Here is a 26,671-nt window from a genome sequence, read left to right on the forward strand (position 1 = left end):
AAAGTTTTGATATTTTTTAAGACTACCATATAAAATTTGTATTCATAACGGTTGGTAGCTAAATTCCACAATTCCATTACTATTCACTCCCAACCCAATGAACCGCAGAGATTTCTTTGAAAAAGCCATTCCGGCGAGCTTCGCATTAGGCGCAGTGGCATCGTCCTGTGCACCGAGAACCGAGTTGAGATATCCCGACAAGCATTTCCACATCAGCCGGGGTTACCACCAGATTCCCAAACTACGCCTTTCGATGGACCGTATTGTGAAGGAGACGGTCGGTTTACGGCCCTTCCGTGCATCCGGCCCGCGGTTGGATGTGGAGCAATTGGGCAACAAGACGATCGTCCATAACTATGGTCACGGCGGCAGCGGCTGGTCGTTGTCGTGGGGTACGGGCAACATTGCCCGGAAAAATGTACTGGCTACCGGAGAAAAGAAGATCGCGGTATTGGGCTGCGGAACCGTGGGCATTGCAACTTCACGGTTGTTGCAGGAAAGCGGCTGCGAGGTCACTATTTATACTAAGGACGTGCCTCCTAATGTGACGAGCAACCTGGCTACCGGAACCTGGTCGCCAGCGTCACGCGTATGTGATAAGAAGATTGCGAAACCTGAATTTCAGGCCATATGGGAAGACGCGACGCGGTTCTCTTTCCGCAGGTTCCAGTTTCTGCTGGGCATGAACGACATAGCCAGTTGGGCAGAAGAATATGGGGTGTTTAAAGAAGCACCGGTGTATACACCAGGAGCGGGGGGCGAAGATTTTGAAATACATGGGCTGCTACCCGAGCGGGTACGGCTGGAAAAGAAGGAGCATCCTTTCAAAGCCGACCACGTGACGCGGCGGACCAATATCATGTTCAACATCCCCACTTACCTGCGTCATCAGTTACAGGATTTTACGATGTTCGGAGGAAAAGTGAAAATTCAGGAGATCAAAAGACTGGAAGATATCGACGCATTGCCCGAAAAAGTGGTCGTGAACTGTATGGGTCTGGGGGCCAAGCCGGTTTTTAACGATCAGGAGCTTACGCCAATTTCAGGGCAGCTTTCGTGCCTTATTCCGCAGGGGGATGTGAACTACAAGTTATACACGCAGGGAGCTAATTTCATTGCCCGCAAAGACGGCATTTACATCGGAAGCAACGGCATTGTTGGCAATTGGGACACGACGCCGAGCAAAGAGCAGACCGAGAAAACCGTAGGGATACTCATGAAGCTGATGGAAGAAATGCGGGGTTAATCCTCTTTGAGCAGATAGCGCCGGCGGATTTCGTTGATCAGGAATTTCTTATGGGCCGTGAAGCTCTCCGGATGCATGGTTTCAAAAAGACCACTCCATTCCTGGTAGCGCAAAACATCGCCTTTTTTAAAAGCTGCGGCGTCTATTTTTTTTGATTTCAGATATTCTTCGAATTCCATACTGCTTGAATTTGCTTGCAATATACCCGTTTAAACTTAGCAATGCCTGGCCGGAAATCAGCTTTAAGCATTAATTTGGCAGGAAATTGCAGCGAATGCCCCATGAATGTTTTGGAAATAAAAATAGACCTCCGCAGCGACACCATTACCAAACCCACCCGGGAAATGCAGGAAGCCATGTGGAGTGCCACAGTGGGCGACGACGTTTTCGGTGACGACCCGACAGTGAATGCGTTGCAAGACAAGGCCGCCCGCCTTTTCGGGATGGAAGATGCGCTCTTTTGCCCTTCCGGTACTATGACCAACCAACTCGCCATCCGCGTGCATACGCGCCCTGGCAGCGACGTGATCTGCGATAAGCATTCACATATTTACCTGTACGAGGGAGGAGGCATTATGCTCAACGCGTTTTCGTCGGTAAAGCTGCTCGACGGCGATCGGGGAAGGCTTACGGCGCACCAGGTTAGCGAGGCGATCAGCCCCGAAAATGACGTGCATTCGACCGTAACCAGGCTGGTTTCACTCGAAAATACCATGAACAAGGGCGGCGGCTGCTATTATGATTTTAAGGAGATCGAAGCGATCCGCGATGTCTGCCGCGAGCGTCATATCCCATTGCACCTGGATGGCGCCAGGCTTTTCAATGCACTGGTCGAAACCGGTGAAACAACTGCGCAATATGGGCAGGTCTTCGACAGCATCAGCATTTGCCTCTCCAAAGGGCTTGGTTGCCCGGTGGGATCGTTACTGCTTGGTACCCGCGAAATGATACGCGAGGCACGCCGCTTCCGGAAAGTAATGGGCGGTGGCTGGCGGCAGGCAGGTTTCCTGGCCGCGGCAGGCATTTATGCGCTAGATAACCACGTCATCCGGTTGAAGGAAGATCACAACCGTGCCAGGATAATAGGGGAGCTGTTTGCAGCCAGGGCAGAGGTAATCGACGTTTTCCCTGTAGATACCAATATCGTCATTGTCCGACTTGACGACAGTATCTCTGAAAAGGAATATGTAACCCGCCTGGCGAATGCCGGAATCCTGGCTGTGACGTTTGGGAAAGGGCTTGTCAGGTTCGTAACGCACCTCGACTTCACCGACGACTTGCTGGAAATCATGCGGACCAGGCTGCGGACATTCTAAACTTCCGGGATCAGTTCCTCGTATTCATATTCTGAATTGGGACCCTGATAAATCACTTTCATGCCCGTGAGATCGGCTACGTAGGTGTGTATGCCTGCGGCGCCGATCTCGCGGAGGAAAGTCGGGTAGTCGGTAAGGCCGTCTTGATTACGTTTAATGGCTGCCTTTACTTCTTCCAGTTCGAATGTCTCTGCGCATTCAAATTCAGGTAGGTCGCCGGCTATGATCAGCTTGTCGCCATTAATGGACGTATAGGTACGTTTATGGTTTTTTACCTTCACTTCATAGTTGTCGACCCCGATGGCTTTCAGGTTTTTGACAAATAACGGGTAGGGCTGGCCGGCAGACCGTTGCTCGGCTGATTCAATGAGTTCTTCGGTCAGTTCGATCATTTCCATGGTCAGTGCGCTTTAATGAAAAAAATGTTGCTTCACCGGAGGTTAAAGCAACATTGCATCTCAGGTTATCAGTATCAGCAAATCAATGCGCTATATCGTCGTCTTCCGGGTGGACGATCAGGGAGCTGCGCGTGTCCAGTTTTTTAATCATTTCATTGGACATCGCGTCGGCATACACGCCATAGCTGCTCACCAGCGTCCCTTTTAGTCCGTCTTTTGATTCGATCGCGTACAAGATCGACATATCGGAAGGGTTGGTCATTCCTTCGAAACGATAAACCTGCACAATATCGAAATCCTCGGGTGACAACGTCAGGCAGATGCCATCATCCTTATGTACTTCCAGGGCATGGGCCGTAAGGTTAAAATCATAGGTATAGCCTTGCTTCTGCAAATCTTCAAGCGTTTCAATGAGCGTGTCGGGCTCGCTCATGTTTTTGTTGGAAGGATGGGGTTTCTTAACCTTATCCTGGTCTGTTCCTTGCAAGTCCATAGTATTTATTTTTAAAATGGATGATCTTGTTGAATCAACAACTGATAGCGATTTTGAACATCATTCGGGAAAAAAGTATGCCTTGCTGAACAGCCGTTCCCCGTGGTAAAATGCCAATCCGGCGATGTACATATTGAGGTACTTTGACCTCAGTTTGCCAGATTTTGTAGAACCTGAATGGTGCATAAACGGGATTATTGGGGACGATACACCAATTGTCCCGAGTTATACGCTCCAAAACATCCCAGCCCACCTTCGATATTGGTATAGATCAGCGACGGTTCGACAAATGGATTATCCGAGTCGCCACGCGTTTGCACCGAACGATGGTATTTAAAATAATGCTCGTCGGTATTGTACACTTCCATGGTGATGGATATGATTTTGCTTTTGGGATAGGAGATATACACGGTGTCGTTGGAACTGTAACTAAGAGGGTCGGGAAGATTTACGCGTCCGATCGGCGAACTAAATTCGGTGCCGTCCAGATTTACATCGCTACGGAAATCGTTCCGGCCGATAGTGTCGTCCCAGTTGAAATTGAAGCGGTTTCTTATCCTTTTTTCCTTGAACTGGCCGTTACCGGAAAGTTCTTCGGGAATGCTGTATTCCAGATCGAGTGACGCGCGGACCCGGTAGTAGTTGGTTTGTCCGGCGATATCGTTCCAGTTGTATTTTACGGTCAGGGAAGTATCGCGTGCCGACAGGCTGCCGGAATAGGAGGTGTCGATCTTGTATCTCGTCGGAACTACGGTGGTGGCCGGTACAGTACAGGTTGCTTTTACCGATCGAATACCGTTGACGACCGAAAGGAAATAGGTTTTCCCGGGTAGAATGGCGAGTGCTGATTTGTCGACGGAATAAAGTTGGTTGGCAGTATCGAACGGGATGACGGCCTCCTGGGTGCCATTGGATAATTTGACAACCGCATTCGGGATCACGCCACCTTTCAAATCGGGCTCGGCAAAAAGCGGTACCGATTCCGTCACGACCACATTAATGCGCGCGGCCTGCGGCGAAATAAAGCATTGCACTACCAGCTTCGATGCTACTTGTGGAAGATTACCCTTGTCGACTTCGGTGACAAGCGATTCGCATGCCGTCAGGAACAGTGTTAGGAACAGAAAAATGATATATCTAGCGAACATGGCTGCTATCAGAATTTAAAGTTATAGCTGAAATAGGGCAGTATCGGAAACAATGAATAGCGTTTCAGCGTGTATTTCGGCACAGGTGTAGCCGGCATCACATTGGGAAGAATGACTATCTCCTCGTCGATGTTGTAGAAGAACGGGTTTCGGCGGTTGTAAGCATTATAAACACCAAACTCCCATGTGCGCTCATGCCGCTTCTTCTTTTTGTGGAATTGAATGGCGATGTCCATGCGGTGAAACGGCTCGGCGCGATAGCTGTTTTTTTGCCCGTATTCGCTGACGGTCGGGCCAAACCAATTGATAGCAGGCTTACCATCCCCCGTGGTGCGTGTCACAAAGTTATCCGTCGCCGCCCGGTAGCTCGACACCGGGAGCGTCAATGCATTACCGGTACCGTACACCCAGGTCGCCGAAAGTGTAATTCTTTTACTCAATTCATATATCCCTACTATTGAAAGATCATGGCGGCGATCGTAGCGAGGGAAAAATGTTTTACCAAAATTTAGCTCCGGGAATTTCCAGTAGGTCCACGACAATGTGTAGCCAATCCAGCCCGAGAACCTCCCGGTTTTCTTTTGAACGAGAAACTCCCCCCCATACGACCAGCCCTTGCCGGAGGTTACATTATCCTCCCAGCTCAATTCATTGGCATTCTCGCCATTGATGCTCAAAAACGACGAGCCCTCCTTGTAGTTAAGGATGTTGTTCATTTTTTTATAATATCCCTCCAGCGTGACCGTGAGCGCCGGGCGTTCGAAGTCTTTGGCAAGACCTGCGGCTATTTGTTCCGACTGCTGGGGTGCAACTCGTGCGGTGGTAGGTACCCAAAGGTCGGTTGGAAGCCCAAGGCCTGTATTGGAAAGCAAATGGACATATTGGTTCATACGCGCATAGGAGGCTTTGAAAGAAAGGTTTTCAGCGAGGCGCAATGCTGCTGAAATGCGGGGTTCGGGGCGGACATAGGTCTTAACTTCTGTTTGAAACGTACTTAACCGCAAGCCGGCATTCACTTTCAGCGCGTCCAATGCCTGCCAGGTGTCTTCGATATAAAACCCCGCTTCGAGCGAATGAACCGGTTTGACCGACCGTTCGATGGGATTGTCGGTAAATGTGCCCGCGATCGCCAGCGCCGAGGGGACGAACTTGTGAAAAGTAGCCTGTCCTCCGAACTTTACCGCGTGTTTGGAGGAGGGATAAAAGTCAAAATCCGTTTTCACACCAAGGTCACGGATGCGCGAATCGTATTCAAGGCTGAACTCGTCGTCGAGGGAGCCATCATTATTTAATTCTTTGGAATAACTGGAAACCCCGAATTTAAAATTGCTGAAAATGAAGGAAGTATTGACAAACAGTTTCTGGTTCAAAACGTGGTTCCAACGCATGGTCGCCGTCGCATTGCCCCAGTCGAGGCCGGCCCGGGTTTCCGAAGTGCTGCTCTTCTCGTTGGCGTGGAATTTGTCGCGACCGAAATAGCCGCTGACATATAGTTTGTCCTTACTGCCGAGATCGTAGTTCATCTTGGCATTCAAATCATAAAAATAATAACCGGGCTTCACCTGGCTGTCCTCGCCACGCTGCTCCCGGGCGATCAACGGCGCGGCCAGAAAATCGATGTAAGTCCGGCGGCCGGAGATCAGGAAAGAAGATTTACCCTTCGAAATAGGCCCTTCGAGGGTTAACCGCGAGGAAATCAGGCCTATTCCGCCTTCTCCGTGCAGTTTTTCCTTGCTGCCTTCCTTCATATTCATTTCCAGCACCGAGGATAACCGACCGCCATACCGTGCCGGAAATCCGCCTTTGGTGAGTTCCACACTCCTGAGCGCATCCGAATTGAAGATTGAGAAGAAGCCGAAAAGGTGGTTGGCATTGTAAACCACCGCGTCGTCGAGGATAATAAGGTTCTGGTCGGGTCCGCCGCCGCGTACGTAAAGCCCCGTTTGGCCCTCTGTCCCTTTTTGCACGCCCGGCATGAGTTGCAGGACACGCAACACATCCTTTTCGCCAAAGAATGCCGGCACTTTTTTCAGTTGCTGGATCGGGATTTCGATTTTACTCATTTGGACCGTCCGGCTGACATAATCCTCCTGCTTTCGCGCGGACACGACCACTTCTTCGAGTTGTGTAATGGTAGGAAGAAAAATGTTCAGTTCGGTGTCCGTCCGGAGCGCCACTCGTTTCTGCTGTTTTTCATAACCGACAAATGAGAAGGAGACCGTCGCGGAATCTGAGACCGGCACGGTGAGGGAGTAGAATCCATAAGTGTTCGTCACCGCGCCGTAGGGTGTATTGTCGATATACACGTTCACCCCTGGAAGCTGTTCCTGGCTACCTTTCTCCCGCACAAAGCCACTGATTGTAACGCGGTTTTGTGCGACAGTAACAATGTGGAAAAGAAAAAGAAAGGCCGTAAAAATCAGACGCATAGACGAAATTGCGGTTAGTTTGAGTAACGAGTCGGTTGCTGATCTAGTATGGAGTAACTGTATTTGACCATGACGATGTACAGATCCAAACCGTTGCACCCGGAACAAAAAGAATGGCGGAATTCCCCGTTAAACCGGGAAACTCCGCCATCACCCAAGCCGGACCAGCTATTTTACGCCCTTAATCCTCATTTTTAACCCATACACGGCTGTTTCGGCTGTAATAAACAGCATATCACGATTTTTGCCGCCAAAGCATACATTCGCAGTCCATCCTTTGTGTACGGGGAAATGGGCGATTTGCGTACCGGTTTTGTCAAAAACTGTCACGCCGTCGCCGGTAATGTAAAGATTACCTTCTTCGTCGAGGATCATACCATCGGAGCCTTTGGAAACAAACAGCTGCCGGTTAGCCAATGTCCCGTCTTTCTGAATATCGTAAACATAGGTTTTATTGTCACCAATGTCGGCTACGTAAAGCTTCTTGCCATCGGCGGTACCGATGATGCCATTGGGTTTTTTCAGCTTTTCATCCACCCGGATAAATTTTTTGCGATCGGGACTAAGGTAATAGACGTGCTGGCCATCCTGCTGCATAGCGGGATCGCGCTTCCAATAATCCCGCTTGTAGAGCGGGTCGGTGAGGTAAATACCGCCTTTGGGGTCGATCCAGAGATCGTTGGGGCCATTGAGCAGCTTACCTTCGTAATCTTTCACCAGCACCGTCGGATTGCCCTTTTTATCGAAGGACCAAACCTGGTTCTCTTCATCGGAGCACGCAATAAGGTTTCCTTTTTTATCGAAATACATGCCGTTGGCACGGCCCGCTTTATCGGAAAACGTGCTGAATGCGCCGGTTTCGGCATCCCAGCGGATAATTTTGTTGTTGGGCTGATCGGTAAAAAATACGTTACCGTCTTTATCGGCAACGGGACCTTCGGTAAATTTATACCCGTCGCCCAGCTTCTCGACCTGCGCTCCGGGCGCGACGATTGATTTTGAATCCATGATTTGTGCGGACATTAAAATAGGAGTAAACAGCGCGGTCAGGCCGGCCAGCATGGGGATAATGATTCTGGATTTTTGCATATTAAACGCGCCCGGCGTTGTTTCGAACCGGGTCAATTTATTAAAGTCGGGATGGCTGGGGCTTTACTGATTGGTAAGGATCATCGTAACGTGTTAACCAGAAACGTTTCAGGTTACGACAAGTTCAAGCTTCTTTCCCAGTCCAATTTCCAAAAGTCTGTACAATGTAGACAGTTGAATATCGGACTGACCGTTTTCTATCCTTGAAATAAAGCTCTTTTTTGCTCCAATCCGCTCCGCGAGTTGTTCTTGTGTCATGCGCGCGAGCCTTCTTTCCTCACGAATAATTTCACCTATTAAAAATGCTTTCGCCTTTATTTCGAATTCAATCCTTGAAGCACTGCCAGGCTCGCCATAGCGTTCGGTAAAATGCTGCTCCACTGTTGTAATATCTTTGTTCTCAGCCATAATTATATATTATTGAAGTATTCATCCATGAGTTTTATCGCCAGGGAAATTTCACTGGAAGGCGTTTTTTGTGTTTTCTTTTGAAAGGCATTTAATAGCACAACGATCTTGGTCTTGTCAAAGCAGCAGAATACTCTGAATATGTATTTCCTGCTTCAATTCTTGGTTCATAAAGACCTTTGTGACCTTCAATATGTTTGAGGAATTTCTCCGGAATGCGTTCTATGTGAGTTAATAGGAATAGAACATAATCAACTTTGCTCTTCGCAAGCGGAGACAAATCCCGGAAGAAGTTCTTGAAATAGTGCTTGTATAAAATTACTTCCCTAATCTTTTCCATAAGCATAGTGTGGTATGTAAAGTTAACTTAAAATGGAACAAAAGGCAACCGGATCCTACCAGTTGCCTTTTGCTCACGATCACCATTACGTCGCGTTCTTCGTCTTTTCAGGTTTCAAAATGTGTTTCCAGCAGACTATTGATTTTCGTTGTAAGGATTTCGATCAGCTCTTCATCCATAAATTCATAGTCATCCGGAATGTCAAGCACTTGGATGGGCGATAAATCCAGATGGGTGTACAGTTTTCGAATCTTGGATTTGTGATCGCTTTCCATGACCAGTGTGATGTCGGCCCAATTAAGGTCACCTTCAGAGATTTTCCTATTGCTCTGAGGGCTCAATCCGGCTGACCGGATATTGAATCGGGGGTCGTTTTTGAAAATGTATTCGGCCGTACGGCTGCGACGCTTGTTCTTGCCGCAAATGACCAGAATGTTGGGACGATGCATATGTTATTTCCCTGCGAGCATAATTTTAGCCCCGCCTTTGCGGATTGACTCGTATACCGCATCTACCACGATCATATCTTTCAAACCCTCCTCCCCGGTCACATTCGGATCGGGTTTATTGTTGAGGATAATATCGGCGATACCGTCCATTTGAAGTGTCTGGTGCGTAACCACAGGCTGGTTCATCGGGCCAAGGTGGGTACGACCTTTAATAGGGCCGTAACCGAATGCGGGGCTCAGTTCCACAAACCCCTTTTCTCCAACCACATAAAGCCGCTCATAATTATTGAATGCGTACGTCGTGCCACAGCTGGCGACAATGCCGCTCGGAAAGCCCAGCTGGAACATAATCGTTTCGTCGACTTCTTTGAATTTGACAGGATCGGTCTTGGTTTCCTGCGCTGTTACCCAGATCGGCTCTTCGCCGGTCGCGTAACGGGCACCGTTGAGCGCGTAAATGCCTACGTCCATCATCGCGCCCCCGCCTGCGAGGGCTTTTTTCAGCCGCCATTGGTTCGGGTCGCCGGATTTGAAACCCATATAATTGTTTACATGCATGATTTTGCCCAGTTCACCGGCCTCACGCATGCGTATTAGCTCGCGCGTGTGCGGCTCGAAATGCATCCGGTAGCCTATATAGAACTTCACACCTGCCTTTTTGCAGGCTGCGATCATTTCGCGCGTTTGCTTTGCATTGTCGGCAACGGGTTTTTCACAGATAACATGCTTCCCGGCGGCCGCAATTTGCAGGACGTGTTTGTGGTGGAGGGAATTGGGCGTTGTGACGTATACAATGTCGATATCCGGATTGTCCTTTATTTTACTGACCGTTTCGTAGTTATAAGTATTCTTTTCCGGAATGTTATACTTCTGTTTCCAGGTTTCCAGCTTAGAAGGCGTGCCCGAAACGGCCCCGACGAGTGTCGCCATTTTGCAATCTTTCATGGCTTCCGCCACACGGGTTGCGTAGCTGCCCAGCCCCATCAGTGCCACACGCAGTTGCTTGTCTGCTTTCGGCCCGGAATACAGCTCGCGAGCTGATGCAGGGAGGTCGCTCAATGCGGTTGCACCAATGCCTAATGATAGTTTTTGCAGGAAATCTCGACGGGTATCCATATTGATGAGTGATTTTCAGTTGAGTATTCAAAAGGCAAAAAGTGGGCTACGCCGTTGATCTCCTTGTGATTTTGTAACTCATTTATTTGAAAGTGTCAGTTCACCGGCGTGATCTTCCGGCTCAATTTCTTCCCGCAAATCATCCTCATCCCAATTATCCGGCAGTAAACCTTTCGCCACCGGACGATTCGCTAACGTTTCACGCAGCAACTTTGCTTTTGGATTTAAGGAAGAGATTTTATCTATCGCGGTTTCCAACCGGCTCAATGTTTCCTGTGAAGGAATGGTGATAATGAGATCTGTAAGCGGGATTTGGAATAGTAAATGGATCAATTTTAAATCATTGGTCGAAAACGGCCTGATACCGTTCAGCAATTCGGAGGTGTAGGATTTGCTGTGATTTAATAAGAGAGCAAGGTCTTTTTGTTTTAATGAAAGCGCTTGAAGTTTTTCAAGAATTAGCTTGCGTCGTTGTCTGATGAATACATATTCTTTCTCGGCTTGGATTACTGCGGCGTCGCTCTCTTCAACTTGGGCGTCTGTAATAAGTGATCTGTCTGACCAGCACCTGTCTTCAAATTCGATAATCAAATTGCTCAACGCCTGTATGGTCGTGCCAAGATCCGGCAGATTTTCCTCGTGAAGCCTTAAATATCGTTTGGCGAGCGTAACTTGCTCACATTCGAGCTCGGTTTCAATCCGGCCTGCGTCCAATATTTTTTTGATATTAGGTTCGCTTAGTTCCATGTGGTGTTTGCTCTTAGCCATTTCTCGATCGTGTTTGTGTTGTTTTTGAAAACCCTTACATATTCCTCATGTGTCCCAGCCCAGAGGATCTCGGCCTGATCCTTCTCAAATTCTATGAAGACCAAAGTCCTGTGAATGTGCAGGTTGAAGAAATATAGCCCTTTACTATGAACTCGGTCAGCATCGTTCCTGATTTTCAGGAGATCTCCGATATCATCTATCGAATTCGTTTTAAGGTCCTTAACAAGTTGGTCGACAGCCTTTGCCAGCCGCGAGTTTCCTCTATTCTTTCTTATAAGCCTTTCCAAAATCCTTTTACCTTCAATATGCATCTTTCGGCAGTACAATTTAAGAAAAGTTCTACTAAAAAGTGAACTTTTGGTTTTGAACTTTCTATTGATACGCCGGTTTCGAAATAGGTAACAGGAAAATTATTTTGGGGTAAAAAAAGCGGCACCTCCCGCAATGGGAAGGTGCCGCCCGGATACTATGTATTTGAACCTTACTTAACTGTCAGGATACGTTCTACTTTTTGGTCGGCCAGTTCGAAAGTTTTGGTTTGAACTTCATTACCACTGATGATGTCCAGCTTGTATTTGCCTGGTTCCATCGCATCGAGGTTCAGGGTGCGTCCGAATTTCTTGTGATCTCTTGAAATTGTTTCGCGGTATACCACGATTCCCTCTGCGTCTTTAAGCAGTAATGTTGTTTTGGAATCGGTGTTGCCCTTGTCTACAAGGACGTTGATTTTACCGGTTTTGGTAGCATAAATGCCGGTTCCGAAAGTGGATGCTTTTTTGGCTTCTTTGTCTCCTGCCTGAGCGGTGAAAGAAGCGGCTGCAAGCGCAAATGCGCAAATGAAGGTTTTAACGGATGTTTTCATGGCTATTTTATTTTTATGGCTATAAATTTTGTTCTGTTTTAAGAACATGACAAAGGTAAGAGCATGCCCGTGTACGATCTGAATCAAAGTACACGAGCGGAATTTCGGGTGGGACAAGTGGTTGATTCCCAGCATAAGCAATTGAACGGTATCTCATGGCTATTTTTCAAAAATGTAACCAAGAGACGTAGGGTCGGGTAGGAGTGTTGCTTGGGAAAGTGTTAATAACTGTTAAAAAAAACGGCCCTCCATCTGTGGGGGCCGCTTTTAACTAAAACTAAAACCGAAACTATTCTTTTTCTACAAAGTCCATATCCTTTGTAAATGTCTCTTCCAGGAAATATAAGGCCAGCAAAGCCACTGCGGCTGTCGCTATACCTATTACCAGCCCGGCCTGGATCACTCCCAGGTCAGGTTTGAAACTCACAAACAATGACGCCAGCGGAATAGTCGCGCCGCGTACAAAATTGGGAACTGTCGTTGCGACGGTTGCCCGGAGGTTGGTTCCGAACAATTCCGCAGCAATAGTAATGAACAATGTCCAATAACCATTGCAGAATCCGAGCAAGGTACAAATCAAGTAGAAGGAGAACAAGTCCTGCATTGGAATAAGCAAATAGCCTATCACCATTGCAAGCGAAAGCATGATGAACAGCCTGATCACTTTCTTCCTGCTACGCATGTACTGACTAAGTAATCCACTGACGATATCTCCGGCCACCTGCCCCGAAAAAGCGAGCATCACTGCTTTACCTGCATTGATTCCCTCAATGCCTTTCGCAGCCCCGAATTCGGGCGAAAAGGTAATGAGAATCCCGACTACAAACCAAATCGGGAGGCCGACAAGGATTGCCATCAGGTATTTGCCAAGGCGTTTCCCGTTGGTCAGGATCATAAAAATATTGCCGCGATCCACCGAACGCTCCTTGGCATGTTTGAACATACCCGATTCAAAAACATTGAAACGCAATACCAAAAGCAGCAAACCCATTCCACCTCCTACAAAATAGGAGATGCGCCATGCAAATAAATCGGCTACGAAGTAAGCCAAAATTGCTCCCAAAACTCCGAGTGTGGCCACCAATGTGGTACCATAGCCGCGTATTTCTTTGGGTAATACTTCCGTAACCAGTGTAATCCCGGCCCCCAGCTCCCCCGCCAGCCCGACGCCCGCAATAAAGCGAAGAAGTGCATACTGGTCAAGTGATGTGACGAAACCATTGCCAATGTTGGCCAGGGAATACATGATGATAGACCCGAAAAGAACGGAAAGCCGGCCTCTTTTATCCGCAATCACCCCCCACAACACACCACCGATCAGCATTCCAGCCATTTGGTAATTCAATAAACTAATGCCTTCATTCAGCAGCTGATCGTCGGAGACGTTCAGCGCTTTTAAACTCGGCACCCGCACTACACTGAACAAAAACAGGTCGTACATATCGACCAGGTAGCCCAATGCAGCCACTATTACAGGCACTTGCAATAACTGCGAAAGCAGCGATTGTTGAGGATTATTGGTTGTTGTTGACATAGGGTTAGGTTTTACTTCGGCTTTCGGCTTTCGGCCGTCGGCCTGTGTTGTTAAATGTCAATCAATTCTTTTTTAACCGCTGAATTGTCAAGTCAGGTGGTCAGGAGGTGGTCAGGTGTAGTCATTTATTGTCGGGTGTTGTCAGGTATTGTTAAGTGTGGTCATTTGAGAAATACATATTCCTTCTAACAACCCCTGGCAATTTCTTGACAATACTTGACCACATTTGACTATCAGTGACTACGCTTGACAGAACCTGACTACACCCGACAAGGTTTGACCACACCTGACTATACTTGACCGACTTTACAGCCTGTCAATCAGCATTCCACCATCCACACCGATTACCTGGCCGGTGGAGTAGGGGAAGTCACCTCTTGTGAGCGAAGCTACTGCCTTGCCGACGTCCTCGGGTGTGCCCCAGCGGGGCTGCAATGCAATGCCGCTCCGGAACAGGTTGTCGTATTTCTCCTGTACTTTGGAAGTCATGTCGGTGGAGATAATACCCGGCCGGATTTCATAAACCGGAATATTATACTCAGCCATTCTCACAGCGAAAAGCAGGTTGGTCATCGCAAGCCCGGCTTTTGAAATACAATATTCCCCGCGGTTAATGGAAGCCACTGTTGCAGAAATGGACGTTACAAAAATGATAGCCGCTTCAAATGCATGGTTATTCTGTTTCGCCGCCGCCATGCGCTTGCCGATGGCCTGGGTGAAAAAGAACGGTCCTTCGAGGTTGGTCGTCATTACCTCCTGGTAATTCTCGACGGTCGTTTCGAGAATGTCAAGCCTCACACGCGGTGCTATGCCGGCATTGTTGACGAGCAGGTTGATCTGCCCGAAAACAGAATAGGCCTTTTCGATAATCGCCTCGCGATCGGCCGCGTCGGCGACGCTTCCCTGGCAATAGGCCACTTCTGCACCCAGGTCACGCAGTTCGTTAAGCGCATCGGCAGCGGCCGCTTCATCGCGGACGCCGTTGATGGCCAGGTTATATCCTTCTTTGGCAAGGGCTTTGGCAACACCAAAGCCAATGCCCCGACTTCCTCCGGTGATTAATGCAGTTTTTTTCATAGTTCCTGTACATCAACCCATTGGCGTTTCTCCCAGCTTTCGAGACCTTTTTCTGCGAGCTGCACGCCGCGCGCACCTGCTTTCAGATCCCATGGGAAAGGAGTGTCTTTGACAATATGTTTGAGGAAGAGCTCCCACTGCGCCTTGAATGCATTGTCGTAGATCTCCTGCTCAGGCACTTTGGACCAGCCGTCGAAGAACGGGATTGGTTGCGGGATGTCGGGATTCCAAACAGGCTTTGGCGTGTTGCCGTAATGCTGGATGTAGCAGTCGCGCAGACCGGCAACCGCTGAGCCGTGCGTACCATCCACTTGCAAGGTGAGCAGGTCGTCGCGGCGTACGCGTACCGTCCAGGAAGAGTTAAAATGCGCGATCACGTCGCCTTCCAGTTCAAAGGTCGCGTAGCAAGCGTCGTCGGCAGTACATTTATAGGTATTGCCATTCTCGTCCACACGCTCGGGGATGTGCGTCGCACCGAGGCAGGAAACTGCTTTCACATTGCCGAATAGATTGTCCAGCACATAACGCCAGTGGCAAAGCATATCTACGATGATACCGCCGTCGTCTTCCTTGCGGTAGTTCCAGGAAGGACGCTGCGCCGGAATGCTCGTTCCCTCGAAAACCCAGTAGCCGAACTCGCCGCGTACCGAAAGTATTTTTCCGAAGAATCCGGCTTCCATCAGTCTTTTCAGTTTGACCATACCAGGCAGCCAGAGCTTGTCCTGCACCACACCGTTTTTCAAACCTGCTTTGGTGGCCAGTTCATACAGTTCCAATGCCTCTTCGGTGGTAGTACCGGTTGGTTTTTCACAATAAATGTGCTTTCCAGCCTCGATAGCCTTTTTCACAGCCGCCGCACGGCGACCGGTTACCTGCGCATCGAAATAGATCTGGTAATGCGGGTCGGACATGACCGAATCCAGGTCGGTAGTATATTTTTGAACGCCCGACTGCTTGCAAAGCGCTTGTAGTTTCGCTTCATTACGGCCCACAAGAATCGGATCGGGCATAATCACTTCATCAGAAGAGATTTTCACGCCGCCCTGCTCGATAATGGCTTTGATCGAACGCAGTAAATGCTGGTTGGTACCCATACGGCCGGTTACGCCGTTCATGATAATGCCAATGGTATGTGTTGTCATTGTTGTTATGTTTTTTTGATTAATGGCGCGAAGCTCCTGCTTCGTGCCCGCTATGTGGAGGCCTCCGGCCGACTTGATTTACGTTACTTTATATTAATGCCGGCCAGAGGCCTGCGAATAGTTTGCACGAAGCGAAGCTTCGCGCCATTACACTGTTCTGACAAACGCTTCGGTAATCTCGCTGAGGAACAAATGCTGGTCCTTAGCCCAATGGATATTCGAAAAGATCTCTACTTCGCAGAATCCCTTGAAACCCGTCGCTTCCACCCAGCCTCTGATCTTTTTCAGGTCAATACATCCCTCACCCATTAAGCCGCGGTCATTTAAAAGATCGATTGTGTTCACTTTCCAATCGCAGACATGGTAAGCCAGTAGATTGCCATTCGCTCCGCAGCGCGCGATCTCTTTTTCAAGGTCGCTATCCCACCACAGATGGTACACGTCTACTGCCACGCCTACGAAAGACGATTTGAAATATTCGGCCATATCATTGGCCTGCGCCATGGTGTTAATGGCTGAGCGATCGGCGGCGTACATCGGGTGCAGTGGCTCGATCGCCAGCTTTACGCCCAGTTTTTCGGCCAGCGGCAGAATGGCCGCGATGCCTTCCCGGATCTGATCCCGGGAGGTTTCCAGCGACTGGTCCGGTGAAGCGCCGCATACCAGCACGATCATGGGTGCTCCCAAAGCTGCAGCTTCTTCGAGGAGCTTGCGGTTATGGTCGATCGCCTGCGCACGCCCGGCGCTGCTCGTGTGCGGGAAAAAACCTCCACGGACGTACGAGACAATTTTCAGCCCGGCTGCGCGGATGATCTCGCCCGCACGGTGCGGCCCGATCCCTTCTATGGCATTTTGCCATACGCTAATGCCCTTTACGCCGGCAGCAGCGTAGTTTTCTACCGCCTCCGAAAGTCCCCAGGGCTTGGTAGTAATGGTGTGGATACAGCACCGGTCGAGTGTTATGTTTTCCAATTCGGAGAAATGGTTATGGATTTAATACTGATATTTTGTTAGGTGTGAAGTCGTTCTTGTCACCCTGAGCGGAGTTGAAGGGAGACAGTACCGTTACTTCACCGCGCCGAGATACGTGTAATAGGGCAGCCCCTTATTGATACGGTGCAAGTAAAGAGCCACTTCCCTAGCATGATAATCGCCCCACATACTCGACTCGCCATTTGGAATCTTTTGTCCGGCAGGTACATTGTCCCAGCCATTCGGACGGTGGTAAATCGAGTGAAGGATCAGCCCCTGATGCGTTGGGTCGGTAGAGAGGTAAGGTTCAGCAAAAAGTGAATCCACAGCCGTAAGGCCAGCCTGCCAATAGCGGTTTCCAGCTTCTGTTTGTCCTTTCTCGTTCAAGTATCTGCCCAAACGGAGCAATCCTTGGGCACCAATAGCCGCTGCGGAGCTGTCGATCGGTTCAAAGTCGTTGTAAGGATCGGAAGTTCTGGAAGTATAATCGCCCAGTTTATAAAGTTGAGGTGCACCGGTATCCCAGTAAGGAATGCCGTCTGCCGCTGTATTCTCAATGTAAAAATCGCAGGTAGCTTGTGCGGCTTTGAGGTAAATGCGCTCAATTTCGGCACGGCCGCCCATTGGCGCGAGTTCTTCGTCAGAGAAGCTGGCCAGGGATTCGAGCTGCTCAGCGAAGCCGACCATTGCCCACGCAAGGCCGCGCGTCCAGGTGGTGAAGCCCGAGAAGCCCTGCTGCGAGTTAGGACAGCGGTAGTTACCATCGTTGGTATTGAACACGCTTTCATGGGCAGTGCGTCCCCACAGGTCGTAGCTGTCGCGACCTTCGCCGTAGTAAACCGAATAATTAGCCGTAGCAATCGAATGTAGCGTTCCGCGTTCGAGCAGGCTGGTTTTCAAATCATTTTCACCCATGTAACTATGGCCGAGCAAATGCGAAACCATCAGCGCGCGCACCGAACGGATCGTATCCACGAACAACGAATGCGGCCCGTTGAAGGAGTGGATAAAGCCGTGGCCGTTTTTAATTGGCGTCCAGCGGCGTGCCTGTACAGCCCCGGATATTTTCAGCGCGATCTCGTAAAAGTTGCGTTCCCATTCGTTTTCGGGAATCACACCCTCGTTCATCAGGCGGAGCAGGTTGCCATACGTGCTCACATTGTTGAAACCATGATCGTGCACACCGAAATGTCCCACGTGCGAGGCCATGAAGTCTACCGTGTTCTTGCGGGCACTTGCGAGGTAGCTTTCGTCGCGGGTAGCGTCGAATTGCAGCACTTCCGCTCCATACTGGAAGCCTTGCGTCCACTCCGTCCAGCCGCGAAGGGTGTATTTTCCATTCACCGTGAAAACCGGAGTCCCTTTTGAATTGTCGTACTCTTTATTGATGAGCTTGATTTTTTCACCAGAAACTTCCCAGAAACGATCGATTTTGGATTGGAGTGAAGCGGCAGTCAGTTCGTTTTTTATCTGCATAACTTATATCAATAGTATTATTTAGCCATTTTAATTTTGGACAATACAAAGATATTTGTGATAAAAAGCGATAGCAAGGTACAAATCTGCTATTAAATGGTACTTTTCCGAACATGCTTGCGGTACTCATTCGGGGTGAGACCGGTTTTCTTTTTGAAGATGCGGCTGAAATAGGACGGGTCGTCCATGTGGATGTGGTAGGCGATTTCCTTGCTGCTCAAATTAGAGAAAACCAGGAGCCGTTTGGCTTCGAGGAGCAGCTTGTCAAGAATGTATTCCTGGCAGGAAATGCCGAGGTATTTTTTGATGATTTTACTCAGATAGTCGGGTGTAACCGATAACTGGCTGGCATATTGCTGCACCTCATGCATTTGCCTGAAATTCTTCTCCACTAATTCCTGAAACCGGCCTGCGAGCTCGGGTACGGAGAGCGCCGGCGAATCGGCAGGTTGTGCATTGCGCTGGGCGAGAAAAGCGCATTTTTGCAATAATAATCCCAAATACCTTCCGATGAGCGCCTGGTCGGTTTCGGCGCTTAAATGGTCCGTAACCATATTTTCGAGGATGTTGTGGAAGTAATGCTTGTCGCTTCCCGACAATGTGATGATCGGCTGCCTACGTGCCGGCTGGAAGAACGGCAGCTGGGAAAGCGACGGGTTCATGGGATTGTAAAATGTGTAAAAATCCTCCGAAAACGCGACGATGTAACCCTGGAAAGAGCTCGAAAAAGTAAGCAAATGCACCTGCCCCGGTGTCAGAAAATGCAGCCCTGCCCCTTGGATATTATAAGAATGGAAGTCGATCTCGTGAAAGCCTTGCCCTTCTTCGATAAACAGGATTTCGTAATAAGTATGCCGGTGCGGTGCGTCGGTAGGGAGCGGGGTAATGGGCAGCGATACCGGGCCGGACTGGATGGTCCCCGACTGGACAGTCCCTTCCTGCTGAATATGGGTACTGTTTTTAAACCTGAAAATCTTTAATGCGGGTACCTGGCTGGGCGTTTTGGGAAGCGAATGGACCGGGATTGCATCAGACACGAAAACCATGCATCAAGACTTTTTCAAATTCATTAACCGTTTCAAAAGCCACGCAGCCAGCAATACTACCAACACCAGGGCGATTACCGGCAAAAATACCGCCAGGCCCGACAAGCCGAAAGATGCGACATTCTCGGCGGTAGAAACCACCGGGTTGCCAAGGCCAGCCGTTGTTTTGGACGAAAGAAGCCGCAAAATACCCGTACCCGCCTGTACCAATCCGGCTGTGCCGCCTCCGAGGATGAGTCCGAGCCCCCAATGCAGCATCGGGTTGTCGATTTCGATGAAAGAAGTGGTGAGTAATGTGCCGGCAACTACGGCCGCGGGCGTAGCAACGGTGTCGAGCAGGTTATCTACAAAAGGAATATAATAACCCGCTATTTCCAGTATTGTAGCCGTGCCCAGCGCGAAGAAGGCCGTCCAGGTGCTCAGCCAGCCGAATTGTTCTCCCGGTGAAATCCAGCCGTTCATAGCAGCAATATTCGCGACCAGCATGGGCAGGAATATCCTGAAACCGCAGCTTGCGCTCAGCCCTATTCCCAGACATAAACTCAGAAACAGCTCCATTTTGATGAGTTAGAGGCATTAAGACGTTAATGTAGTGTATTTGAAAAAGATATGTGCCGATTGGTAGTTTTTTTATCGCCTCTGTGACATTTTCTACCTTTGTATTGTTGATCCAAGACAACCACTGTATTACCAAATAGCTACCCGGTGAACCAGGAAACCAAAAGCGGCCAGATATTCGATCTTCCTACCCTAAGGCGCCTATACACATTCGTTCGACCTTACCAGAAGCAGTTTTACCTGCTTATAGCCATTATTTTGCTCAATGCGGTCCTCGCGCCGCTGACGCCCCTGCTGATTAAATACACGATCGATACGCCGATCGCAAACGGGGATTATTCGCAACTGACAATGATGCTGATCGTGATGGTGGTCGTAACACTGGCCCAGGGATTGGCACAATTCTGGAATACTTATATGTCGGGCTGGTTGGGGCAATACATTATCCGCGACATCCGCGTGCAGTTGTACCAGAAAATCATCGGTTTAAGACTCAAATTCTTTGACAATACGCCCATCGGCCGGCTGGTGACCCGCACGATCTCCGACGTGGAAACGCTTTCCAACGTGTTCAGCGACGGTATGGCTGCCATTGCCGGGGATATTCTGCAACTGGTGCTCATCATCGCCGTGATGTTCTACACCGACTGGAAGCTTTCGATTATCAGCCTTTCGATGATCCCGCTAATGCTTTTCTGTACCTATGTTTTCAAAGAAAAGATCAAGGATTCTTTCAATGAAGTGCGGGCTGCCGTTTCAAATTTGAATGCATTTGTACAGGAGCATATTACAGGAATGGGTATCGTACAGATTTTCAGCAGCGAGGATATCGAGTACCAGAAATTCAGGGAGATTAACAAAGTGCACCGGAATGCGAACATCCGGTCTATCCTTTATTATTCGGTGTATTATCCCGTGGCGGATGTGATTGCCGCAGCTGGTACCGGTTTGGTGGTATGGTATGGTTCAAAACAAATTTTGAATGCTGAAATTACGTTCGGTACTGTTACGGCATTCGTGATGTTCATCAACCTTTTCTTCCGCCCGATCCGCCAGCTCGCTGATCGTTTCAATACGCTGCAAATGGGGATTGTCAGCACCGACCGCATTCTGAAATTGCTCGACAGCGACGAATACACGGCTAATGAAGGCACATTTGCACCGGAATCCATCAAGGGTAATGTGGAATTCAAGAATGTGTGGTTTGCTTACAACGACGAGGAATACGTTTTAAGAGATATTAATTTTAAAGTAAAAGAAGGAGAGACCATCGCCTTTGTAGGCGCGACCGGGGCCGGGAAATCCTCGATCATCAACCTACTCACCCGGTTTTATGATATCAACAAGGGGAACATCTACGTCGACGGCATCGAAGTGCACGATTACGAATTGAATGCATTGCGTAAACATATCGGGGTAGTACTGCAGGATGTCTTTCTTTTTTCAGATACCATTGAAAACAACATCCGACTCGGTGACGAAAGCATTACCCATGAAAAAATCGTCGAAGCTGCGAAGCTTGTGGGTGTACATGATTTCATCGAGCGCTTGCCGGGCGGCTACACCTATAATGTAATGGAACGCGGCGCGACGCTTTCAGTAGGACAGCGGCAACTCATTTCCTTTGTGCGTGCGATGGTGCACGAGCCGAAGATTATCGTGCTCGATGAGGCCACCTCGTCCGTCGACAGTGAAACGGAAGAATTGATTCAGCACGCCATTGAGAATTTAATGCATGGCCGCACGGCGATAGTAATTGCACACCGGTTATCGACGATCCAGGAAGCGGATAAGATCATTGTGGTGGATAAAGGGCGGATTGTCGAGGAAGGCAACCACGAGCAATTACTGGAAAAAGATGGAGCTTATGCGAATCTTTATCGTATTCAATATAAAGAGGTGCATAAGATTGGGACATTGTAGATGTTTAGGCTGTAAGCTGTAAGCATACAGCGCTTATAGCTTACGGCTTACAGCTTACAGCCTAAATTCAATTCCTCTTACTAGTATCTAAAGGAATCGGCGGAGGGCCGATCAGGAATTCGTCTTCTTCGTTCCGTTTGGCCGGCGTGCTGTCGCCTTCTATCCCCAGCGAGTCACTCACAGCCGGTGCCCATTGCGTAGGACAGTTATACGTTTTAGTGATTTTAAAACTTGGCTTCGGGAACGGCCCGGGCTCAATGGATTTGTCCTTATAAGCCTTTTCCAGGAATGCCCCCACGATCGGTAACGCAGTTTTAGCACCTTCACCGAGGTTGGTCGTCCGGAAGTGAATACTGCGGTCGTCGCCGCCAACCCAGGCACCCACCACGAGGTCACGCGTGACGCACATGAACCAGCCATCGGAGTTGTTGGAGGTTGTTCCGGTCTTGCCGCCTAGCTGGTTGCCGTTCATGGTCACATTGAACTTCCATCGGATACTTCCCGAAGTACCACCTCCCTCTTCCACACCGGCACGCAGCATTTGCAGCATCAGGAATGCCGATTCCTCGCTGATCGCCTGACGGTGCTCGGGCTGGAATTCTTCAATTACCTTGCCGTTGCTATCTTCTATTTTGGTTACCAGGATAGGCTGGGTGTAAGTCCCATTGTTCGCGAAAACACCATAAGCCGCCACCATATCATAAAGTGAGACGTCGAACGGCCCCAAACCAATCGATGGAACTGCTTTCAACGGTGTTGTAATACCCATTTTTTTAGCGTAACGAACCACATTTGCGGCGCCTACCTGGTCGGTAAGCTCTGCAGTAACCGAGTTAATGGACTGCGCCAATGCCCGGCGGAGCGTCATAGGGGCGTAGGTGTAAGTTCCGGTGGCGTTTCTGGGTTTCCAGACTTTCTCTTCACCGTCTTCTTCGTAAGTTTTTTCAAATGGCTTGTCAACGATTTCGTCACAAGGGTTCATATTAAATGACGAATCGTCGATCGCGGTCGTGTAAACAAATGGCTTGAATGTCGATCCGGGTTGCCTTTTTCCCTGCTTCACTGCATCGTATTTGAAATAATTGTAATCCAGACCACCCACCCAGGCCTTGATCTGGCCAGTTTGCGGGTTCATGGCCATCATGCCGGCGCGGAGAATGCGCTTATAGTAATCGAGAGAGTCCATCGAACTCCAATACTTCTTCATTTCCCCGCTATTTTTCCAGTCATAGACGGTCATAGTGTCCTTTTTATTGAGGTAATAGGTCACGCTATCGGGATTGTTCGGGAATTTGGCAGCCAGTGCACGGTATTTGCTGGTACGTTTCACGACGGTCTGGAGGAAATCGGTAATCTCATTGCCGTCCTCATCGCGCCAGGGGTTCTGGTTGCGCCAGTGGTCCTCAAAAACACGTTGCAGCTGCTTCATTTTCTGGGTCATGGCTTCTTCCGCGTCCTCCTGCATGCGCGAGTCGATGGTGGTGTAGATCTTCAAGCCATCGGTATACAGGTCATAACCATTCTCATCTCCCCATTTTTTAACAAAATCAACCACCGCATTCTTGAAATAATTGGCATTGCCGTCGTAAGGCGTTTCGAATTTAGTTTTCAGCTCGATCGGCAGGGCACTGATCGAGTCGGCTTGTTTGGCACTCAGGTAACCGTATTTGCGCATCTGGTCGATCACCACATTGCGGCGTTCGAGCGAGCGTTTCATGTTGCGGATCGGATTGTAGGTTGTGGTCGCTTTTTGCAAACCTACCAGCACCGCCGATTCCTGCACATTCAAGCTGTCGGGAGATTTGCTGAAATAAGATTTCGCGGCTGTGTTGATACCATACGTATTGTTCCCGTAATCGACCGTGTTGAAATACATGGTCAGGATTTCCTCTTTGGTAAAATTTCTTTCCAGCTTAATGGCCGTGAGCCATTCCTTGGTTTTGTAAATCAATGTGCCCAGGCCGGGAATATAACCAAGTAGTCCGCGAGCGCCCGATTTGCGTGTTTTGAAAAGCTTTTTGGCGAGCTGCTGGGTAATAGTACTACCGCCTCCGCGGTCGGTAGCGCCGGTAGCGATCCCCCAGGCTACGCTGGCCATGGCTTTGTAATCGATACCCGAGTGCCGGTAGAAACGAGCGTCCTCCGTGGCGATCAATGCTTTGACAAGGTTGGGGGAAATTTTTTTGTAAGGAACAGGCGTCCGGTTTTCGGTATAAAATTTGCCGATCATAATGCCGTCGGCGGTGTAAATTTCGGATGATTGAGCCACTTTCGGGTTTTGCAGGTCTTCCACACTCGGCATGCTGCCCATCAGCCAGAGGAAGTTCGTTTCAACGCAGAAAATGTACAACGCAAATGCGACGAACCCATAAACGATGGTTTTCCAGATTGTTACAATGGGGCGGTAATATCTCGAATTGACGTCCACATTATCCTCCCACCAGCCGCGCACCGACTTTTTGTTTTGCCGGTAAGATTGAAAGAGCGCGTCGGCTTTGGATTTGCCGGTTACAAGCGAAGTGATTTTATATGCAATCCTGTTGATGAGTGTGGCCAGGCGCGACCGGAATGTCCGGAACAGCGTTCTGATTGTGGTAAAAAACGATCGGATAACTTCCATCAAACGTTTTGGTTCGTAATGTGTCAAAGATAAGAAAAGCCGGATAGATATGATTCAATCCGGCTTTTTCTAAGATTTATTCTATTCAGCTTTGTGAAATTTCAAGGCGGCTCCGTTCATGCAGTAACGAAGTCCGGTTGGTTTGGGGCCGTCGTTGAAAACGTGTCCGAGGTGTCCGCCGCAAGTTCTGCAAACCACTTCCGTACGGATCATGCCATGGCTTTTATCCACTATTTCTTCCACATTTTCTTTGGCTACCGGCATAAAAAAGCTCGGCCATCCCGAACCTGAATCGTATTTTGCCTCAGAGCTGAAAAGCGGTGTCCCGCATGCTGCGCATACATAAGTACCTTCTTCTTTATTGTCGTTATACGGATGCGAAAAAGGGCGTTCAGTACCTTTATCGAACAGAACGAAGCATTGTTGGCCCGTAAGCTCCTGCTGCCATTCTTCCCTGGTCTTTTGTACTTCTCTCATGGATTTGTGTTTTAGGAATGGTCTTGAAAAATCGTACCATATCCTTTGATAACGTTGAAGGGAAATTTATCGTTTAGAAAAAATACGTCGAAGCCATGAATCCTGTGGTGGCCAGCACTGATTTTGAGATTCGGGCGGTCTGCGGAAAAGGCCTCCCGAAATGCCGAAATACAAGTTGAACGCCCTCGGGTTACCGATGTTTAGCAACCCGGGAAGGTGGTCGGTGCCGAGCCACAGCGGACCAATGCGCCCGGCAAGCCCGATTGCCGGGGAGCGATAGCGGTTCATGAGCGACAGCGGTACCGAAATTTCGTACCATTTGTGCTCGTAGCGGGGCGTAACACCTATGTATGACTCTGCCTTCATGCCAAATGCGCCCTGCGGAACCAGGTTCTGGACCCAGAGACCATTGACATACACATTCGGCTTTATGTTATAATCCACGCTCGCCTGGAATGCCATTGGCAATATCGATTTGAAATTCGGTGCGATGGGTTGCCCGCCGTCCAGCGAAGAGTTGATCGCATTGAAAATGCCTTCGGAGCCTTTCAGCTTCTGGAATGTGTCGTACCTGAATTCCTTGTTTGTCGTATGAGTTTCCTGTTGCAGGATGTAAGCCGGGTTTTTGAAATGGACACGACCGATGTCCGTCAGTGAAACTGCTATTCGGTACAGGTATTTGTTCTTCGACGCGTCGCGTTTCCGCTCACCTCTTTCACGGTAAGTAGCCTTGTGAACGTCGGGCCTGTATTCATAAACAGCCCCGAGATCGAAACCCCAGCCGCTTCCGGGAGGCGCGCCGCCAAGGAGCCAGGCGGGCGATGGTTTTACATTCTGAAACCCTTCGTCGCGCGTGAGCGCATAGCGTACATTGATTTCATTGACATTGATATACTGCCGCTTGTTTTCCCAGGCGGGGTCGGGCTGAATATCGTACGATGAATTTTCGATAATGGCGTGGGCATTGTAAAGGCCGATGAGTCTTTTGACCGTTACGCCTACTTTAAGATAATCCGTTTCATTGTCGAAAACAGTGCCACCTACTGTAAGCGCAATCTCGCCAAGCCCGTTCAAATGCAACTGGCCGGACTGATGCTCGTACACCTGATCCTGCAAATCCTTGAATTGCGTGGTTTTGCTGATTAACCGCGCCAGTGGCTCGGTTACCTGGGTAGTGTTGAGGATGTAACGGGCCCGCGATGAAATTCCCACTCCGACCCGGCCTTTGAACATATTGAACATGATCGACGGCAGGCGAGTATCGCCACCGGCGTTCAGGTACTTCTTGTTGCCATTCAGTTTTTCGCCCAGGTAGGAGCGGGGGAATAGCAACATGCCTCTTTCATTATAGTATTTGGCGGGCACGGTTCCGGTGAGCAGGCTCAGGAAGGAATAGGGGGCTTCGTATTTGACGTGGTTGTTGGCGGTATAAAACTGCGTGCCGACCAGGTTTACATATAAGCTGTAACGACTGTCGGCCACAAATGCCGGATTATGGTACAATGCGTTCGTTCCGGCGAAATTGCTCATGGCGGTACCAGGCAAATGCTGGGCTTGGGCGTTGATGGTTAATCCGCAGACCATTCCTAATATGGATAACCAACTTCTTTGCATAGGGAACGTGATTCGGTGGGGTAGCCGAGATTTAATCAGGTTACAAAGAAAACGCTAACGGCACTGACTTGCAACAATGTTTACTGAATGGGTAAAGAATATTCCATAACGTCGGGCGGCATGATTTTAATACGAAGGAAATGCGCAAACGGTTGCTCTTTGGTAAAATG

At 49.2% G+C, this 26,671-nt stretch carries 26 protein-coding genes; 3 read left to right on the forward strand and 23 right to left on the reverse strand.

The window, feature by feature from the left end:
• Positions 1-97 precede the first annotated feature (97 nt).
• Positions 98-1,246, forward strand: a complete 1,149-nt coding sequence (locus AC2YIT_RS11740; protein ID WP_487279286.1) for an FAD-dependent oxidoreductase — start codon at positions 98-100, stop codon at positions 1,244-1,246.
• Here the strand turns inward: AC2YIT_RS11740 and AC2YIT_RS11745 are convergent.
• A complete protein-coding gene (locus tag AC2YIT_RS11745; RefSeq protein ID WP_430844857.1) occupies positions 1,243-1,425 on the reverse strand; it encodes a hypothetical protein in 183 nt (60 codons plus the stop codon). The genes AC2YIT_RS11740 and AC2YIT_RS11745 overlap by 4 nt on opposite strands.
• A 117-nt stretch (positions 1,426-1,542) precedes the next feature.
• Here AC2YIT_RS11745 and AC2YIT_RS11750 point away from each other — a divergent pair, with 117 nt between their 5' ends.
• Entirely contained in the window at positions 1,543-2,562 is a 1,020-nt protein-coding gene (locus AC2YIT_RS11750) for a threonine aldolase family protein (protein WP_487279433.1), read from the forward strand.
• Here the strand turns inward: AC2YIT_RS11750 and AC2YIT_RS11755 are convergent.
• The 19 genes from AC2YIT_RS11755 to AC2YIT_RS11845 form a co-directional block, all read right to left on the reverse strand.
• Positions 2,559-2,960 (reverse strand): DUF1398 domain-containing protein, encoded by a 402-nt coding sequence (locus AC2YIT_RS11755; protein ID WP_487279287.1) that lies wholly within the window; start codon positions 2,958-2,960, stop codon positions 2,559-2,561. The genes AC2YIT_RS11750 and AC2YIT_RS11755 overlap by 4 nt on opposite strands.
• A gap of 82 nt (positions 2,961-3,042) precedes the next feature.
• The gene (locus AC2YIT_RS11760; RefSeq protein WP_430844860.1) at positions 3,043-3,453 is read right to left on the reverse strand and encodes a hypothetical protein; all 411 of its coding nucleotides are present in this window, start codon (positions 3,451-3,453) and stop codon (positions 3,043-3,045) included.
• Between the two features lie 194 nt (positions 3,454-3,647).
• Positions 3,648-4,601 carry a DUF4249 domain-containing protein gene (locus AC2YIT_RS11765; RefSeq protein WP_487279288.1) on the reverse strand — a complete coding sequence of 318 codons (954 nt, stop codon included), beginning with the start codon at positions 4,599-4,601 and terminating at the stop codon, positions 3,648-3,650.
• Between the two features lie 8 nt (positions 4,602-4,609).
• Positions 4,610-7,030, reverse strand: coding sequence for a TonB-dependent receptor (locus AC2YIT_RS11770; protein WP_487279289.1), 2,421 nt, complete (start codon positions 7,028-7,030; stop codon positions 4,610-4,612).
• Positions 7,031-7,198: 168 nt separating this feature from the next.
• Positions 7,199-8,038, reverse strand: a complete 840-nt coding sequence (locus tag AC2YIT_RS11775) for an SMP-30/gluconolactonase/LRE family protein (RefSeq protein ID WP_487279290.1) — start codon at positions 8,036-8,038, stop codon at positions 7,199-7,201.
• A 189-nt stretch (positions 8,039-8,227) separates the two neighbouring features.
• Positions 8,228-8,527: a helix-turn-helix domain-containing protein gene (locus AC2YIT_RS11780; protein ID WP_487279291.1), complete on the reverse strand. Its 300-nt coding sequence runs from the start codon at positions 8,525-8,527 to the stop codon at positions 8,228-8,230.
• 2 nt (positions 8,528-8,529) lie between these two features.
• Positions 8,530-8,628, reverse strand: a complete 99-nt coding sequence (locus AC2YIT_RS11785) for a type II toxin-antitoxin system RelE/ParE family toxin (RefSeq protein WP_487279292.1) — start codon at positions 8,626-8,628, stop codon at positions 8,530-8,532.
• Positions 8,629-8,974: 346 nt separating this feature from the next.
• Complete coding sequence (locus tag AC2YIT_RS11790; RefSeq protein WP_487279293.1) at positions 8,975-9,316, reverse strand: low molecular weight protein tyrosine phosphatase family protein; 342 nt, start codon at positions 9,314-9,316, stop codon at positions 8,975-8,977.
• Positions 9,317-9,319: 3 nt separating this feature from the next.
• The gene (locus AC2YIT_RS11795; RefSeq protein ID WP_487279294.1) at positions 9,320-10,432 is read right to left on the reverse strand and encodes a Gfo/Idh/MocA family protein; all 1,113 of its coding nucleotides are present in this window, start codon (positions 10,430-10,432) and stop codon (positions 9,320-9,322) included.
• Positions 10,433-10,510: 78 nt separating this feature from the next.
• Entirely contained in the window at positions 10,511-11,200 is a 690-nt protein-coding gene (locus AC2YIT_RS11800) for a helix-turn-helix domain-containing protein (protein ID WP_430844872.1), read from the reverse strand.
• Complete coding sequence (locus AC2YIT_RS11805) at positions 11,170-11,511, reverse strand: type II toxin-antitoxin system HigB family toxin (protein ID WP_430844873.1); 342 nt, start codon at positions 11,509-11,511, stop codon at positions 11,170-11,172. The genes AC2YIT_RS11800 and AC2YIT_RS11805 overlap by 31 nt, the downstream gene beginning before the upstream one ends.
• Before the next feature lie 170 nt (positions 11,512-11,681).
• Positions 11,682-12,062: a DUF3244 domain-containing protein gene (locus tag AC2YIT_RS11810; protein WP_430844875.1), complete on the reverse strand. Its 381-nt coding sequence runs from the start codon at positions 12,060-12,062 to the stop codon at positions 11,682-11,684.
• Between the two features lie 289 nt (positions 12,063-12,351).
• Entirely contained in the window at positions 12,352-13,596 is a 1,245-nt protein-coding gene (locus AC2YIT_RS11815) for an MFS transporter (RefSeq protein ID WP_430844876.1), read from the reverse strand.
• Positions 13,597-13,902: 306 nt separating this feature from the next.
• The gene (locus AC2YIT_RS11820; protein WP_487279295.1) at positions 13,903-14,673 is read right to left on the reverse strand and encodes a 3-ketoacyl-ACP reductase; all 771 of its coding nucleotides are present in this window, start codon (positions 14,671-14,673) and stop codon (positions 13,903-13,905) included.
• Positions 14,670-15,815 (reverse strand): Gfo/Idh/MocA family protein, encoded by a 1,146-nt coding sequence (locus AC2YIT_RS11825; RefSeq protein ID WP_430844879.1) that lies wholly within the window; start codon positions 15,813-15,815, stop codon positions 14,670-14,672. The genes AC2YIT_RS11820 and AC2YIT_RS11825 overlap by 4 nt, the downstream gene beginning before the upstream one ends.
• Positions 15,816-15,962: 147 nt before the next feature.
• On the reverse strand, positions 15,963-16,787 hold the full coding sequence (locus AC2YIT_RS11830; protein WP_487279296.1) for a sugar phosphate isomerase/epimerase family protein: 825 nt from the start codon (positions 16,785-16,787) through the stop codon (positions 15,963-15,965).
• Positions 16,788-16,880: 93 nt separating this feature from the next.
• Positions 16,881-18,263 carry a glycosyl hydrolase gene (locus tag AC2YIT_RS11835; protein ID WP_487279297.1) on the reverse strand — a complete coding sequence of 461 codons (1,383 nt, stop codon included), beginning with the start codon at positions 18,261-18,263 and terminating at the stop codon, positions 16,881-16,883.
• Positions 18,264-18,355: 92 nt separating this feature from the next.
• A complete protein-coding gene (locus AC2YIT_RS11840; protein ID WP_487279298.1) occupies positions 18,356-19,309 on the reverse strand; it encodes a helix-turn-helix domain-containing protein in 954 nt (317 codons plus the stop codon).
• 3 nt (positions 19,310-19,312) lie between these two features.
• Complete coding sequence (locus AC2YIT_RS11845; RefSeq protein WP_430844884.1) at positions 19,313-19,867, reverse strand: DUF4126 domain-containing protein; 555 nt, start codon at positions 19,865-19,867, stop codon at positions 19,313-19,315.
• 147 nt (positions 19,868-20,014) lie between these two features.
• Between AC2YIT_RS11845 and AC2YIT_RS11850 the strand changes: the two genes are divergently transcribed.
• A complete protein-coding gene (locus tag AC2YIT_RS11850) occupies positions 20,015-21,790 on the forward strand; it encodes an ABC transporter ATP-binding protein (protein WP_487279299.1) in 1,776 nt (591 codons plus the stop codon).
• A gap of 67 nt (positions 21,791-21,857) precedes the next feature.
• Here the strand turns inward: AC2YIT_RS11850 and AC2YIT_RS11855 are convergent, their stop codons facing one another.
• The 3 genes from AC2YIT_RS11855 to AC2YIT_RS11865 all read right to left on the reverse strand — a co-directional run bounded on the left by AC2YIT_RS11855 (position 21,858) and on the right by AC2YIT_RS11865 (position 26,501).
• Complete coding sequence (locus AC2YIT_RS11855) at positions 21,858-24,410, reverse strand: penicillin-binding protein 1A (protein WP_430844886.1); 2,553 nt, start codon at positions 24,408-24,410, stop codon at positions 21,858-21,860.
• Between the two features lie 81 nt (positions 24,411-24,491).
• A complete protein-coding gene (msrB, locus tag AC2YIT_RS11860) occupies positions 24,492-24,887 on the reverse strand; it encodes a peptide-methionine (R)-S-oxide reductase MsrB (protein ID WP_223402720.1) in 396 nt (131 codons plus the stop codon).
• A gap of 66 nt (positions 24,888-24,953) precedes the next feature.
• On the reverse strand, positions 24,954-26,501 hold the full coding sequence (locus AC2YIT_RS11865; protein WP_487279300.1) for a DUF5723 family protein: 1,548 nt from the start codon (positions 26,499-26,501) through the stop codon (positions 24,954-24,956).
• Positions 26,502-26,671: the final 170 nt, after the last annotated feature.

Source organism: Dyadobacter sp. SRI_021 (genome assembly GCF_057586235.1).

Coding starts and splice junctions, on each gene's coding strand:
- AC2YIT_RS11765 (WP_487279288.1), bottom strand. CDS start 4,601: ATGTTCGCTAGATATATCATTTTTCTGTTCCTAACACTGTTCCTGACG.
- AC2YIT_RS11845 (WP_430844884.1), bottom strand. CDS start 19,867: ATGGAGCTGTTTCTGAGTTTATGTCTGGGAATAGGGCTGAGCGCAAGC.
- AC2YIT_RS11815 (WP_430844876.1), bottom strand. CDS start 13,596: ATGTCAACAACAACCAATAATCCTCAACAATCGCTGCTTTCGCAGTTA.
- AC2YIT_RS11740 (WP_487279286.1), top strand. CDS start 98: ATGAACCGCAGAGATTTCTTTGAAAAAGCCATTCCGGCGAGCTTCGCA.
- AC2YIT_RS11825 (WP_430844879.1), bottom strand. CDS start 15,815: ATGACAACACATACCATTGGCATTATCATGAACGGCGTAACCGGCCGT.
- AC2YIT_RS11835 (WP_487279297.1), bottom strand. CDS start 18,263: ATGCAGATAAAAAACGAACTGACTGCCGCTTCACTCCAATCCAAAATC.
- AC2YIT_RS11770 (WP_487279289.1), bottom strand. CDS start 7,030: ATGCGTCTGATTTTTACGGCCTTTCTTTTTCTTTTCCACATTGTTACT.
- AC2YIT_RS11820 (WP_487279295.1), bottom strand. CDS start 14,673: ATGAAAAAAACTGCATTAATCACCGGAGGAAGTCGGGGCATTGGCTTT.
- AC2YIT_RS11790 (WP_487279293.1), bottom strand. CDS start 9,316: ATGCATCGTCCCAACATTCTGGTCATTTGCGGCAAGAACAAGCGTCGC.
- AC2YIT_RS11865 (WP_487279300.1), bottom strand. CDS start 26,501: ATGCAAAGAAGTTGGTTATCCATATTAGGAATGGTCTGCGGATTAACC.
- AC2YIT_RS11780 (WP_487279291.1), bottom strand. CDS start 8,527: ATGGCTGAGAACAAAGATATTACAACAGTGGAGCAGCATTTTACCGAA.
- msrB (WP_223402720.1), bottom strand. CDS start 24,887: ATGAGAGAAGTACAAAAGACCAGGGAAGAATGGCAGCAGGAGCTTACG.
- AC2YIT_RS11840 (WP_487279298.1), bottom strand. CDS start 19,309: ATGGTTTTCGTGTCTGATGCAATCCCGGTCCATTCGCTTCCCAAAACG.
- AC2YIT_RS11800 (WP_430844872.1), bottom strand. CDS start 11,200: ATGGCTAAGAGCAAACACCACATGGAACTAAGCGAACCTAATATCAAA.
- AC2YIT_RS11810 (WP_430844875.1), bottom strand. CDS start 12,062: ATGAAAACATCCGTTAAAACCTTCATTTGCGCATTTGCGCTTGCAGCC.
- AC2YIT_RS11755 (WP_487279287.1), bottom strand. CDS start 2,960: ATGGAAATGATCGAACTGACCGAAGAACTCATTGAATCAGCCGAGCAA.
- AC2YIT_RS11805 (WP_430844873.1), bottom strand. CDS start 11,511: ATGCATATTGAAGGTAAAAGGATTTTGGAAAGGCTTATAAGAAAGAAT.
- AC2YIT_RS11745 (WP_430844857.1), bottom strand. CDS start 1,425: ATGGAATTCGAAGAATATCTGAAATCAAAAAAAATAGACGCCGCAGCT.
- AC2YIT_RS11795 (WP_487279294.1), bottom strand. CDS start 10,432: ATGGATACCCGTCGAGATTTCCTGCAAAAACTATCATTAGGCATTGGT.
- AC2YIT_RS11855 (WP_430844886.1), bottom strand. CDS start 24,410: ATGGAAGTTATCCGATCGTTTTTTACCACAATCAGAACGCTGTTCCGG.
- AC2YIT_RS11760 (WP_430844860.1), bottom strand. CDS start 3,453: ATGGACTTGCAAGGAACAGACCAGGATAAGGTTAAGAAACCCCATCCT.
- AC2YIT_RS11775 (WP_487279290.1), bottom strand. CDS start 8,038: ATGGATTCAAAATCAATCGTCGCGCCCGGAGCGCAGGTCGAGAAGCTG.